The sequence below is a fragment of the Pseudoxanthomonas sp. G3 genome, from assembly GCF_057654715.1.
The window spans coordinates 3,822,778-3,835,376 of the sequence record NZ_CM172805.1 but is presented as its reverse complement, the minus strand read 5'-3'; the positions used below and the strand labels follow the sequence as shown (position 1 = coordinate 3,835,376).

Here is a 12,599-nt window from a genome sequence, read left to right as displayed (position 1 = left end):
CCTCAGCGGCAGGCGGTACGCAGCTCGGCGACTTCGCGCGGAATGATGCCGCCATCCGGCAGCGCGGTGCGCAGCTCGCCGGCCAGGGCATCGAGTTCGCGGCGCGCGCGGTCCTTCTCGCCGATCTTGCAGTGGGCTTCGGCCAGGTAGGCGCGCGACAACCAGCGCAATTTAGGGGCTTCGCTGCCGCTGCCGTCGTGGCGCGCGAGCGTTTCAAGCGGCGCGATCGCGTCCTGCGGGCGGCCCAACCGGGTCAGGTGGCGCGCCATCGACAGCTCCGCGAACCAGGTGCGCGGATGCTCCGGGCCGAACCCGACGCGGGTCAGACGCACCGCGCGGTCGAACCGCTCGGTGGCGCCGGCGAGGTCGCCCTTGGACGCGAGCACCTCGCCGATCATGCGATCAGTCTCACCGATCAGCGCATGGCTGGCGCCAATCGTCGACACGCGCATCTGCCGTGATTCCTCCAGCGCGGCCAGCGCTTCGTCGTAGCGGCCTGCGCTGTGCAGCACCATGCCGTAATTGAACAAGCCGCCCGGCAGGATCTGGAAGCTCTCGTTCGCCCGCCAGATGCCCACCGCGCGCGCCACATCGCGCACGGCGGTGTCGTAGTCGCCGCGTTCCCACGCGATGATGCCCATCGAGTTCCAACTCGAGGCGGCGTCGCGGTGGTTCGGCCCCAGCGACTCCATCGTCATCGCATGCAGGCGCCGCAGCTCCGCGTCGGCCTCCGCCAGCTGGCCCAGGTCGACCTGCACGGCGGCGATGTGCCGGCGCAGCGCCTGCGTCAGCGGATGGCGCGGGCCGTGGATGTCTTCCGCCAGTTCGCGCGCGCGCTGGAACGAGGCCAGCGCCGCGTCGGTGTCGCCGCGGTTGCGGTACAGCAGGGCGAGGCTGCGCTGGATCTCCACCGCCAGCGGGTGGCGCGCATGGCCGTGCGCCTGCAGGTGAGCCAGTGCGGCACGGTAGCCGCGCACGCCGGCGTCGGCATTGCCGAGCTCGACGTCCAGCTGCGCCAGGTCGCGCAGGTTCTCGGCCACGCCGGCCTCGTCCTTCAGGCTGCGGCGGATCGTCAGCGAACGGTCGAACATCTGCCGCGCCAGCTGCTTCTCGCCCGCGTCGGCCCGACAGCGACCGTTCTGCGACTGGAATTCGGCCACCGCCAGCGGCAGCCGCGACTGCAACGTGCCCAGCCGCGCCTCCATTGCCGTCATCGCCTGCACGCACTGGCGCGAACGGCCCAGCAGGCGCAGTACGCGCCCGTGCTGGGTGGCTGCCTGCAAACGCAGGCTGTCCGGCGCGTCGTCGGCGATGGCGAGCACGCGCGATTGCTTCTCCAGTAGCGCCAGCGATTCGTGGTAATCGCCCAGGCCCAGGCGCAGGCGTGCGATCACGCCCAGCAGCTCGGCCTGCGCCAGTGGCTGGTTGGCGAGTTCGCGCTCGCCACGGCGCTCGCCGGCGGCCAGCAGTTCGCGCGCATCGAAGGTGTTCCCCTGCTGTGATGCGCCGGCGTTGTCGAACAGGCCGATGACGAAATCCTGCATGGCCTGCGCGCGCGCGGCTTCGCGCATCGCCTGGCGGCCCTGCCACAGGCTCATGCCGAGCGCGGCGATCAGCACGGTGGCGGCCAGCCCGCCACCCGCCAGGGCCCAGCGGTGGCGGACCAGGTACTTCTGCAGGCGGTAGCCCACGCTCTGGGGACGCGCGTGGATCGGACGGCCCTCCATGTGCCGGCGCAGGTCGAGCGAAAGCGCTTCCACCGACGGGTAGCGGTGTTCCGGCAGTTTCTGCAGCGCTTTCAGCGCGATGTTGTCGAGGTCGCCGGCGAGCTTGCGCGCCGTGCGTCGCGCGTCCGGGCAGCGGCTGCGGCTGCCGTCGGTAGTGCGCAGCGTCGCCACGGAGGGCTTCAGCGGTTCCACCGCGAGGATGGCCTGTTCCCATTCGGCATCGGTCTGCCGGCGCAACCGGTACGGCTTGGTGTCGGCGATCAGTTCGTACAGCACCACGCCCAGCGAATAGACATCGGTCATCGTCGTGACCAATTCGCCGCGCACCTGTTCCGGCGCGGCGTAGTGCAGGGTGAAGGCGCGCACCTCGGTGCGCGGATGCACCGGCGCCGGCTCCGGGTCGTCCAGCAGCTTGGCGATGCCGAAGTCCAACAGGCGGACTTCGCCGCCGGGCGTCACCAGGATGTTGGACGGCTTCAGGTCGCGGTGGACGATCAGGTTGGCGTGCGCGTGGCTCACCGCCTCGCAGATCTGCAGGAACAGCGTCAGCCGCTCCTCCAGGCCGATGTTGTTGGCCTGGCAGTAGTCGGTGATCGATACGCCCTCGACGTACTCCAGCGCGAGGTAGGGCTGTCCCTCGCCGCCGATGCCGGCGTCCAGCAGGCGCGCGATGTTGGGGTGCTCGAGCCGCGCGAGGATCTCGCGCTCGCGGGTGAAGCGCAGTCGCAGGTTGGGGTCGGCCAGGCCGGGGCGCAGCAGCTTCAGCGCGACGCGGCGCTGGTACAGGCCATCGGCGCGCGAGGCCAGCCACACCATGCCCATGCCGCCTTCGCCGAGCATGGATTCCAGCTGGTAGGGGCCGATGCGGATGCCGGGCTTCAGCTGGCCGGGCTTGTCGACCAGCGGCTGGTCGATGAAGTCGTCGCCTTCTTCTTCCAGGGCGAGCAGCTTCTCGAGCTCGCGCGCGGTGTCGGGGTCGTCCGCGCGCAGGATTTCCAGCTGCTGCGCGCGTGCCTCCGGGTCAAGCTCCAGCAGGACGTCCAGCAGCGGTGACAGGCGTTGCCAGCGTTCGGCGTCCATCGGTGGGCGTGCGGCGGCTCAGGTGTCCTGCATCGCGGACAGCAGGAACATGCGCGCCTTCTGCCAGTCACGACGGATGCTGCGCTCGGAGCGTTGCAGCAGTTCGGCGATTTCCAGTTCCGACAGGCCGGCGAAATAGCGCATCTCGACCACCTGGGCCAGGCGCTCGTCGGCGGCGGCGAGTTTCTCCAGCGCGTCGTTCAGCGCCAGCATGTCCTCGTCCAGGCGCAGGTTGCCTTCCACTTCCTCCGGAATGTCGGCCACGCGCTTGAGGTCGCCGCCGCGCTTGCGGGCCAGGCGGCTGCGCGCGTAATCGACCACCACGCTGCGCATCGACGAAGCGGCATAGGCGAAGAAGTGCGCGCGGTCCTCGAACTTGGCCGTACCGGTGGAGCCCAGCAGCTTCAGGTAGGACTCGTGCACCAGGGCGGTGGCATCGAGGGTGTAACCGTGCTGGCCCGACAGTTGCCGGCGGGCCATGGTGTGCAGTTCCTGGTACAGCGTGGCCAGCACGCGGTCCAGCGCGGCGCGATCGCCGCTGCGGGCCGAGTCGAGCCACAAGGTGATGTCAGGTGCGTCGGCCATCCGTCTTCCCCCACGAGCCAAGGGCGCGAATATAACGTCATTTGTCTCACACGACGTGAGTGGGGCGAGGCCTTGCGCGGGTCAGCGCTGGCAGTGGCCGCACCACACCGTGGCGCGCTGGCCGATGCTGGCGTGCTTCATCGGCCGGCCGCAGCGCGGGCAGGGCTCGCCCGCCCGGCCGTAGGCCGAGAGCTCCTGTTCGAAATAGCCGGGCGCCCCGTCCGGGCTGAGGAAGTCGCGCAGCGTGGTGCCGCCGCGCGTGATCGCGTAGGCCAGGATCGCCTTCACGGCGTCGGCCAGCGCCAGGTAGCGCTCGCGGGACACCTTGCCGGCGGGGCGCAGGGGCGAGATGCCGGCGCGGAACAGGCTTTCGGCGGCGTAGATGTTGCCCACGCCCACCACCACCGCCTGGTCCATCAGGAAGGTCTTCACCGGCGCCTTGCGGCCGCGGCTCATCGCGAACAGGTAATCGCCGTCGAACGCGTCCGACAGCGGTTCCGGCCCCAGTCCCTGCAGCAGTGCATGGACTTCGCCGGGCGGCTGCCACAGCAGCGAGCCGAAGCGGCGCGGATCGTTGAAGCGCAACACGCGGCCGGCACCCCCGCGCTCGCCGGCCAGGGCGATGTCCACGTGGTCATGCGTGGTCACCGGCGTGGTCGCCGGCAGCACGCGCAGGCTGCCGGACATGCCCAGGTGCAGCAGGGCGCTGCCGGCTTCAGTGTCCATCAGCAGGTACTTGGCGCGACGGCGCACCGCCTGGATGCGTTGGCCGGGCAGCTCGCGCGCCACCTCGGGCGGAATCGGCCAGCGCAGGTCGGGCCGGCGCAGCGTCACCGCCTGGATCGTGCGCCCTTCCACGTGCGGGGCCAGTCCGCGGCGGGTGGTCTCGACTTCGGGCAACTCAGGCATGGGCGGGCACGGCTCCGTAGTACTCGCCTTCCCGGCGCACTTGTACGGGGCCGCCGAAGGCATGGCTGAGGTGGGCATCGGTCAGCGTGCCGGCGCGGTCGCCGTCGGCGTAGACGGCGCCGTCGCGCAGCAGCAGTACCCGATCGATCTCCGGGATGATCTCCTCGATATGGTGCGTGACCAGCACCAGCGTGATGCCACGCTGGGCGAGGCTGCGCATCAGGCCGAGGAAATGCTGGCGCGCCACCAGGTCCAGCCCGGCGGTGGGCTCGTCCAGCAGCAGGGCTTCGGGTTCATGGACCAGCGCGCGCGCGATCAGCACGCGCCGCATCTCGCCCGTGGACAGCTCGGCCACCTGGCGATCGGCGAGCGGCGTTGCGCGCACTTGTTCCAGCGCTCGCCGCGCCTTCGCCCGCATCTCGGCGTCCACGTGCCGATGCGGGGGCACGACGAAGCTGGAGAAGAAGCCGGTGACCACCGCTTCCTCCACGCGCAGGTAGGGCATCTGCTGCAGGTCGCGGGTGAGGTCGCTGGTGACCACGCCCAGCCGGTTGCGCAGCTCATTCACGTTCCAGCGGCGCAGGCCGAACACCTTCACCGGCGCATCGCCCTCGCGCGCCAGCGGATACAGCTCGCGGTTGATCAGCTTGATGAACGTGGATTTCCCGCAGCCGTTCGGCCCGAGGATGGCCGTGTGCTGGCCCAGCGGGATGCGCAGCGACAGGTCGTGCAGCACGCGCGAAGCGCCGCGCACCACGGTGGCGCGGTCGAGTTCGAACAGGGGTGCGACCGGCGTCGTCGCAGAGGAGGAAGCAGGCAGGTTCATCGGCGGTGGGACGGGGGCGAGCCGGTGCAGCGTACCCGAATCGCCGACGCCGCCGCCGTGCGCGCCATCGCCCTACAATGGGGCCATGCGCTCCCGCCTGCTCCTGCTCGCCATGCTCTGCCCGCCCTGCGCCGCGCAGGCGCAGGTCACCGCCACCGGCGACTACCTTGCGCGGATGGACACCGACCGCGATGGTCGCGTCAGCCTGGCCGAATACCAAGCGTGGATGAGCTATGCCTTCGATGGCATGGACCGCAACCGCGATGGTGTGCTCTCGGTGGACGAACTGCCCGGCGGCCGCGGCAAGCCGATCACCCGCGAGGCCCACCTCGCCCAGCTGGCCGAGCGCTTCAAGCGCCAGGACGTGGATCGCGACGGCGTCCTCAGCGAAAAGGAACTGGCGGCACCGCCGCGCTGACCTGCCTCAGGTGTGGATCAGACGACCGCCGGCGAACGCCCAGTTCTCCCACGTCGTTTCCTTGAAGCAGACCATGACGTTCTCCGGGTTCCGTCCTGCGGCCTGCAGGCGCTGCATCAGATCGGCCAGCAGCGCCTTCTTCACCTTCACGCTGCGCCCGACCGACCACAGGATCTCGATCAGCACGAAGTCGTCGTCGCGCGCGCCGGCCACATCCGGGTACGCCGGGTCGTAGCGGAAGTCGTCGTCCGACAGCTCCAGCACGCGCTGGAAGCGGTCGGTCGCTGGCACCCCGGACGCGACCAGCGCCGCATGCACCGCATCGAGCACGGACGACTTGAAGGCCGCGTCCTTCGGCTTGCGGACGGTGACGGTGACCAGCGGCATGGTGTGCTCCCACGTAGGCGGAGGCGGCCAGCTTATCCCTTGGCCTGTGCGCAAAGAAAACGCCGGCCACGGGGGCCGGCGTCGAGGTGGCCGGCCCTGGGAGGGACCGGCCGGGGGAGGCGCGTTTACTTCGTGATGTCGACATCCTTGGTTTCGCGCAGGAACAGCGTGCCGATGATCAGCGTCATCACCGCGATGCCGATCGGGTACCACAGGCCGTAGTACAGGTTGCCCGTGGCCGCCACCAGCGCGAAGGAGATCGCCGGCAGGAAGCCGCCGAACCAGCCATTGCCGATGTGATACGGCAGGGACATCGAGGTGTAGCGGATGTGGGTCGGGAACAGCTCGACCAGGTACGCGGCGATCGGGCCGTAGACCATCGTCACGTAGATCACCAGCACCCACAGCAGCAGGATCGTCATCGGGACGTTGATGCGAGCGGTGTCCGCCTTCTCCGGATAGCCCGCCGCGGTCAGCGCGGTCTTCAGCGCGCCGCCGAACTCGGTGGTCTTGGCCTTGACGTCATCACCCGACAGGCCCGCGGCCTCGAACGAAGACACCGAAGCATCACCCACGCGCACCTGCGCCAGCGAGCCCGCCGGAGCGGTTTCCACGCTGTACGGCACGCCGGCACGGGCAAGCGCCGCGGTGGCCTGGTCGCACGAGCTGGTGAACTTGCGGGTGCCCGGGATCGGATCGAACTGGAAGCTGCAGGTGTTCTTGTCCGCGACCACCACGGCCGGCGAAGTGCGGCTGGCTTCTTCCACGCCCGGATTGGCGAAGTGGGTGATGCCCTTGAAGATCGGGAAGTAGGTCACCGCCGCCAGCAGGCAGCCCGCCATGATGATCTTCTTGCGGCCGATGCGGTCCGACAGCCAACCGAAGAACAGGAAGAACGGCGTGGCCAGGAACAGCGCGGCGGCGATCAGCAGGTAGGCGACCGTGGAGTCGACCTTCAGGATGCTCTGCAGGTAGAACAGCGCGTAGAACTGGCCGGCGTACCAGACCACGGCCTGGCCGGCGGTGGCGCCGAACAGCACCAGCAGCATGAGCTTCAGGTTGCCGCCCTTGATCGAATCGCGGAACGGAGTCTTCGAGCCCTTGCCTTCGGCCTTCATCTGCTGGAACAGCGGGGATTCGCTCAACTGCAGGCGGATCCACACCGAGATGCCCAGCAGGATGATCGAGGCCAGGAACGGAATGCGCCAGCCCCAGGCTTCGAACGCCTCGGTGCCCAGCGACAGGCGGCAGGCCAGGATCACCAGCAGCGACAGGAACAGGCCCAGCGTCGCGGTGGTCTGGATGAAGGCCGTGTACAGGCCGCGCTTGCCGTCTGGCGCATGCTCGGCCACGTAGGTCGCCGCGCCGCCATACTCGCCGCCCATCGCCAGGCCCTGGGCCAGGCGCAGCACGATCAGGATGACGGGCGCCGCCATGCCGATCGATGCGTAGTTGGGCAGCACGCCGACCAGGAACGTCGAGATGCCCATGATCAGGATCGTGACCAGGAACGTGTACTTGCGGCCGATGCGGTCGCCCAGGCTGCCGAAGAACGCCGCGCCGAACGGACGGACGAAGAAGCCCGCCGCGAACGCCAGCAGCGCGAAGATCATGCCGGTGGTCGGATTGACGCCGCTGAAGAACTGCTTGGCGATGATCGCCGCCAGCGAGCCATAGAGATAGAAGTCGTACCACTCGAACACGGTGCCGAGGCTGGAGGCGAAGATGACCTTCTTGTGGCCCTTCGTCAGCTCGCCCGACGACGAATGCTGCACAGTCGTGGAACTCATGTGGTTTCCCCTCAGAAAGTGTATTTGACGGTCGTGTGCAGACGCTTCAGGTCGCCTTCGCGGTCATCCTCGAGCGAACGCTGGCCGTAGGTCAGTTCGGCGCCCAGGTCCAGCTTCGGGAACGGCGAATAGATGATGTTGGCGTGCAGCGACTGCGTGCGCTCGGTGACGCCGAAGCCGGTGATGGCGGCATCGTTGTCGAAGTGCGAGGCGGAGTACATCAGGTTGGTACGGACTTTCGGGCTGAACACGTGGCGCCAGGCGACGAAGCCGCCGTAGCCGTCCAGCGCATTGATGTCGCCGTTGGCTTCGGTCACCACGTCGCTGCCCACGCCGAAGGCGAGATAGCGGCCAATGCCTTGGCCGGCGTTCACCGCATAGCGGATGTCGTCGCTCTTGCCCAGGTTGAACTTGCCCGACACGCTCACCGAGGCGCCGGTGTCGGTTTCGTCCAGCAGCTTGAACTGGCGCACCATGCCGGCGACGGTGAAGTGGCCCCAGTCGCCCTTGGTCAGCCAGCGCGCGGTGACGTCCGGCGCGGCATTGTCCCCGCTGTTGAAGCGGGCGCCGGTGAGGTAGGGGGTCACCGTGGTTTGCGGGTTCTCGACCGAGAACGACCACGGACCCTTGGTATAACGCAACTGCGCCTGGCGCACGAAGATCGTGCCATCGGTCGGTCCGACGAAGTCGACCGCATCCGGCAGCGCCGCCGTATCCATGAAGTTGGACCAGGTCTGGCCGGCCAGCCAGTTGTTCCAGCTGACATACGCGTGACGCAGGCTCACGGCGTAGGTATTGGTCGCCGTTTCGTTGCCGGCCAGCGCGTTGCTGCCGCCGCCGAAGAAATCCATCTCGACGAAGGCCTTGAACTTGTCGCCACCCTCGGTCACGTAGTCCGAGCTCAGCCAGAAGCGCGAGAACTGCGCATGGAAGTCGGCATACGGGTCGCCACCGTCAGCCGTCGGCCCACCCACCGGAATCGTGCCGGGCACGTAGAACAGGCGGCCCGAATTGCCGTCGGCGATGCGGCCATCGCTGGTATCGGTGACCATCGCGTCCATCTTGATGAAGCCGCCGTAGGAGAACGTGCTGCCCGGGTTGGCCGCGGTCAGGATGGTGGTGCTCTGGATCGGCTGCTTGCCGGCGGGCACGGCGGCCGGTGCGGCGGCCTGCTTGGCCTGCACCTGCGTCACCTGCTCCTGCGTGGTGGCGATCTGGGTCTGTTGCTGCTGTTGCGCGGACAGCAACAGCTGCACCTGGCGCTCGAGGTCGGCGACGCGGGCCTCCAGCGCTTTTTCCTTGGCGGTCTGTGCGAACGCCATCCCCGGCGCAATGAGGGCGACGAAAAGCGCGGCGGCCAGTGGCCGTCGCGCCATGAGTGCGGAACGTTGGGTCATAACCCCTCCCGAAAGGTTGATGGCCGCGTTGCGCGGCTGACGGAGACTTGCGCCTGCGCGCCGACGACGCCTATTCGCCATTAGTCGTAAGTGCGCCGCGGAGCGCACAACCCCTTGCCAGCAAAGGGGTGCGACGTTCGGTCGCACCATGCGCTCCCCCTGCTTTAAGACCATCGTCTAAGCCGGATGCTGCAATGCGGCACGTCCGTATGCGTCAAACTCGTTGCGTCGGACATGCCACGCGACGCGCTTTGCCATCTCGCCCGGTCTTCGTCCATGCCTCAGAATCGACGCATCACTTGAACGTCCCGGGAGGACCTCATGACTGACCAGTATCCGGTCAAGCCGGAATTCGCGGCCAAGGCCCGCATCACGCGCGAGCAGTACCAGCGCGATTACCAGGCCTCGATCAACGATCCGGAGGCCTTCTGGGGCCAGGCCGCCGAGCGCCTGCAATGGTTCAAGAAGCCGACCCAGATCAAGGACGTCAGCTACGCACTGGACGATTTCCATATCCGTTGGTTCGCCGATGGCGAACTCAATGCCAGCGTCAACTGCCTGGACCGCCAACTCGCCGAGCGGGGCGACAAGATCGCGCTGCTGTTCGAACCTGACGGCCCCGACACGCCGTCCTACGGCGTCACCTACCGCGAGCTGTACGAACGCACCTGCAAGCTCGCCAACGCGCTGCGCGCGCTGGGCGTGCAGAAGGGCGACCGCGTCACGATCTACCTGCCGATGATCCCGGACGCCGCGGTCGCCATGCTGGCCTGCGCGCGCATCGGCGCGATTCACTCGGTGGTGTTCGGCGGCTTCGCGCCCAATTCCATCGCCGACCGCGTGGCCGATTGCGGCAGCAAGCTGATCATCACCGCCGACGAGGGCCTGCGCGGGGGCAAGAAAGTGCCGCTGAAGGCGAACGTCGACGCCGCGCTCAAGCTGCCGGGTACCAACTCGGTGGAAACCGTCCTGGTCGTTCGCCACACCGGCGGCGCCGTGGACATGCAGATGCCGCGTGACCGCTGGTTCGACGCCGTCGTCGATGCGCAGCCGGCCGAGTGCGAGCCCGAGCGCATGAACGCCGAGGACCCGCTCTTCATCCTCTACACCTCCGGCTCCACCGGCAAGCCCAAGGGCGTGCTGCATACCACCGGCGGCTACCTGCTCTACGCAAGTTACACGCACGAAGCCGTGTTCGACCTGCGCGAGGACGATATCTACTGGTGCACCGCCGATGTCGGCTGGGTCACCGGGCACAGCTACATCGTTTATGGACCGCTGGCTAATGGCGCCACCGCGGTGATGTTCGAAGGTGTGCCTAACTACCCGAACGTGTCGCGTTTCTGGGAAGTGATCGACAAGCACAAGGTCACCATCTTCTACACCGCCCCCACCGCGATCCGCGCGCTGATGCGCGAAGGCGAGGCGCCGGTGAAGAAGACCTCGCGCGCCTCGCTGCGCCTGCTGGGCAGCGTGGGCGAGCCGATCAATCCCGAAGCCTGGCGCTGGTACTACGACGTGGTCGGCGACGGCCGCTGCCCGATCGTGGATACCTGGTGGCAGACCGAGACCGGCGGCATCCTGATCACCCCGCTGGCCGGCGCCATCGACCTCAAGCCCGGCTCGGCCACGTTGCCGTTCTTCGGCGTGCAGCCCGCGCTGGTCGACGCCAACGGCGAACGGCTGGAAGGCGCGACCGAAGGCAACCTGGTGTTGCTGGATTCCTGGCCGGGCCAGATGCGCACGGTGTACGGCGACCACCAGCGCTTCATTGACACCTACTTCCGCACCTACCCGGGCACCTATTTCACCGGCGACGGCTGCCGCCGCGATGCCGACGGCTACTACTGGATCACCGGCCGTGTCGACGACGTCATCAACGTGTCCGGCCACCGCATCGGCACCGCCGAGGTGGAGAGCGCACTGGTCGCGCACCCGAAGGTGGCCGAGGCGGCCGTGGTTGGCTTCCCGCACGACATCAAGGGCCAGGGCATCTACGCCTACGTCACCCTCAAGGCGGGCGAAGCGCAAAGCGACGAGCTGCTGAAGGAGCTGGTGGCGTGGGTGCGCAAGGAGATCGGCCCGATCGCCACGCCAGACCATTTGCAGTGGGCGCCGGGCCTGCCGAAGACGCGCTCGGGCAAGATCATGCGCCGCATTCTGCGCAAGATCGCCGAGAACGCCCCGGAGCAACTGGGCGACACCTCGACGCTGGCCGACCCGTCGGTGGTGGAATCGCTGGTGGCCGAACGCAAGGTGCGGTGAAGCAGGAGTGAGGGAAGAGGAGTGAGAAGTGGGTAAAGGCAGAAGCCCTTCCATCCGACTATCCTGACGCCGCACCTCTCACTCCTCACGCCTCCCCACTCACTTCTCGCCCCATGCCCACCCTGCTGATCGCCGACGACCACCCGCTGTTCCGCGAAGCCCTGCGCGGCGCCGTGCAGCGGGTGATGCCCGGCGTGAAGCTGCACGAGGCCGACAGCGTCGACGCGCTCTACGTGCTTGTCGACATGCACCCGGACGCCGACCTGCTGCTGATGGATCTCAACATGCCCGGCGCGCACGGCTTCAATGCGCTGGTGCACCTGCGCGCGCTGCATCCGCAGTTGCCGGTCGTCATCGTGTCCGCGCGCGAAGAGCCGGTGGTGATGCGCCGCGCGCTCGACCACGGTGCGCTGGGCTTCATCCCCAAGTCGGCCGATTCGGACACCATCGGCCAGGCGATCGGTGCCGTGCTCGACGGCGAACGCTGGGTGCCGGACGAAGCGCTAAGCGCTCCAGCGACGCCGCGGGACGAGCAGGAAACCGCGCAGCGTCTGCGCGATCTCACCCCGCAGCAGTTCAAGGTGCTGCAGATGCTCGGCGCCGGCCGCCTCAACAAGCAGATCGCCTACGACCTGGGCGTGTCCGAAGCCACCATCAAGGCGCATGTCACCGCTATCCTGCGCAAGCTGCACGTCACCAATCGTACCCAGGCGGTACTCGCCGCCGGCCGCCTCGCGGTCGATCCGGATGGCCTGGTGCTGCCGCCCGAAGAAGGCGAGTAGCGTCGGTGCCATCGCCGCGGCAGCACCGCCGCTGCGCTAGCGTCCTTCCACCCGAATACCGAAGCGCCGCAATACCGGGCCGGTGAGCAGCGCGCCAAGCAAGGCGCTGGGTGTCCCCCAGAACAGGACCGCTACATAGATCATGGAGGCGCCGCCACCGGCGTACGGACGAATGCAGTCCGTGTAGTACGCGAAGACGAGCCACGGCGCCAGCAGCAAGCACGCGCCCACCGCACGCAAGGGGTTGGCCGTGGCCAGCGAGACCGCGGCGGGCAGCAGCGGGATGACCAGGAAGAACCCGACGGCGCCCAGGTACCCCATCAGCGAGTGGTCGTAGCAGGCCGCGCTATTGAAGGCTTGCAACATCAGGATGCCGACAATGGCGGCGACGCCGAGGATGCGAGCGGTGTTGCGGGAGATGTCCAAGGCAGAC

Annotated in this window: 11 protein-coding genes; 3 read left to right on the top strand and 8 right to left on the bottom strand. The window is 68.1% G+C overall.

The features are described 5' to 3' along the window. Positions 1-2: 2 nt before the first annotated feature. The 4 genes from AC23D6_RS18430 to AC23D6_RS18415 all read right to left on the bottom strand — a co-directional run bounded on the left by AC23D6_RS18430 (position 3) and on the right by AC23D6_RS18415 (position 5,127). On the bottom strand, positions 3-2,807 hold the full coding sequence (locus AC23D6_RS18430) for a protein kinase domain-containing protein (RefSeq protein WP_487750650.1): 2,805 nt from the start codon (positions 2,805-2,807) through the stop codon (positions 3-5). A gap of 18 nt (positions 2,808-2,825) precedes the next feature. Beyond that, positions 2,826-3,392 (bottom strand): ECF-type sigma factor, encoded by a 567-nt coding sequence (locus tag AC23D6_RS18425; protein ID WP_056881551.1) that lies wholly within the window; start codon positions 3,390-3,392, stop codon positions 2,826-2,828. Between the two features lie 81 nt (positions 3,393-3,473). Next, positions 3,474-4,301 (bottom strand): bifunctional DNA-formamidopyrimidine glycosylase/DNA-(apurinic or apyrimidinic site) lyase, encoded by an 828-nt coding sequence (gene mutM / locus AC23D6_RS18420; protein WP_487750649.1) that lies wholly within the window; start codon positions 4,299-4,301, stop codon positions 3,474-3,476. After that, on the bottom strand, positions 4,294-5,127 hold the full coding sequence (locus AC23D6_RS18415) for an ABC transporter ATP-binding protein (RefSeq protein WP_487750648.1): 834 nt from the start codon (positions 5,125-5,127) through the stop codon (positions 4,294-4,296). Before AC23D6_RS18415 ends, mutM begins: the two co-directional genes overlap by 8 nt. Before the next feature lie 85 nt (positions 5,128-5,212). Between AC23D6_RS18415 and AC23D6_RS18410 the strand changes: the two genes are divergently transcribed. Next, on the top strand, positions 5,213-5,545 hold the full coding sequence (locus tag AC23D6_RS18410; RefSeq protein WP_487750647.1) for an EF-hand domain-containing protein: 333 nt from the start codon (positions 5,213-5,215) through the stop codon (positions 5,543-5,545). Positions 5,546-5,551: 6 nt separating this feature from the next. Here AC23D6_RS18410 and AC23D6_RS18405 read toward each other — a convergent pair whose 3' ends face one another. The 3 genes from AC23D6_RS18405 to AC23D6_RS18395 form a co-directional block, all read right to left on the bottom strand. Beyond that, positions 5,552-5,932: a tautomerase family protein gene (locus AC23D6_RS18405; RefSeq protein WP_487750646.1), complete on the bottom strand. Its 381-nt coding sequence runs from the start codon at positions 5,930-5,932 to the stop codon at positions 5,552-5,554. A 125-nt stretch (positions 5,933-6,057) separates the two neighbouring features. Next, on the bottom strand, positions 6,058-7,722 hold the full coding sequence (locus AC23D6_RS18400; RefSeq protein WP_487750645.1) for an MFS transporter: 1,665 nt from the start codon (positions 7,720-7,722) through the stop codon (positions 6,058-6,060). A gap of 11 nt (positions 7,723-7,733) precedes the next feature. After that, on the bottom strand, positions 7,734-9,119 hold the full coding sequence (locus AC23D6_RS18395; protein WP_487750644.1) for a DcaP family trimeric outer membrane transporter: 1,386 nt from the start codon (positions 9,117-9,119) through the stop codon (positions 7,734-7,736). A 321-nt stretch (positions 9,120-9,440) separates the two neighbouring features. Between AC23D6_RS18395 and acs the strand changes: the two genes are divergently transcribed. After that, positions 9,441-11,384: an acetate--CoA ligase gene (gene acs / locus AC23D6_RS18390; RefSeq protein WP_487750643.1), complete on the top strand. Its 1,944-nt coding sequence runs from the start codon at positions 9,441-9,443 to the stop codon at positions 11,382-11,384. A 113-nt stretch (positions 11,385-11,497) separates the two neighbouring features. Beyond that, positions 11,498-12,166 (top strand): response regulator transcription factor, encoded by a 669-nt coding sequence (locus tag AC23D6_RS18385; RefSeq protein WP_487750642.1) that lies wholly within the window; start codon positions 11,498-11,500, stop codon positions 12,164-12,166. Positions 12,167-12,202: 36 nt separating this feature from the next. On the opposite strand, the gene AC23D6_RS18380 is transcribed toward AC23D6_RS18385, so the two are convergent. Further along, complete coding sequence (locus AC23D6_RS18380) at positions 12,203-12,592, bottom strand: Na+:solute symporter (protein ID WP_487750641.1); 390 nt, start codon at positions 12,590-12,592, stop codon at positions 12,203-12,205. Positions 12,593-12,599 lie beyond the last annotated feature (7 nt).

Excerpts from the sequence above, each read along its gene's own strand:
- AC23D6_RS18410 (WP_487750647.1), top strand. The coding sequence starts at position 5,213 with ATGCGCTCCCGCCTGCTCCTGCTCGCCATGCTCTGCCCGCCCTGCGCC.
- AC23D6_RS18425 (WP_056881551.1), bottom strand. The coding sequence starts at position 3,392 with ATGGCCGACGCACCTGACATCACCTTGTGGCTCGACTCGGCCCGCAGC.
- AC23D6_RS18430 (WP_487750650.1), bottom strand. The coding sequence starts at position 2,807 with ATGGACGCCGAACGCTGGCAACGCCTGTCACCGCTGCTGGACGTCCTG.
- AC23D6_RS18395 (WP_487750644.1), bottom strand. The coding sequence starts at position 9,119 with ATGACCCAACGTTCCGCACTCATGGCGCGACGGCCACTGGCCGCCGCG.
- AC23D6_RS18405 (WP_487750646.1), bottom strand. The coding sequence starts at position 5,932 with ATGCCGCTGGTCACCGTCACCGTCCGCAAGCCGAAGGACGCGGCCTTC.
- mutM (WP_487750649.1), bottom strand. The coding sequence starts at position 4,301 with ATGCCTGAGTTGCCCGAAGTCGAGACCACCCGCCGCGGACTGGCCCCG.
- AC23D6_RS18415 (WP_487750648.1), bottom strand. The coding sequence starts at position 5,127 with ATGAACCTGCCTGCTTCCTCCTCTGCGACGACGCCGGTCGCACCCCTG.
- AC23D6_RS18400 (WP_487750645.1), bottom strand. The coding sequence starts at position 7,722 with ATGAGTTCCACGACTGTGCAGCATTCGTCGTCGGGCGAGCTGACGAAG.
- acs (WP_487750643.1), top strand. The coding sequence starts at position 9,441 with ATGACTGACCAGTATCCGGTCAAGCCGGAATTCGCGGCCAAGGCCCGC.
- AC23D6_RS18385 (WP_487750642.1), top strand. The coding sequence starts at position 11,498 with ATGCCCACCCTGCTGATCGCCGACGACCACCCGCTGTTCCGCGAAGCC.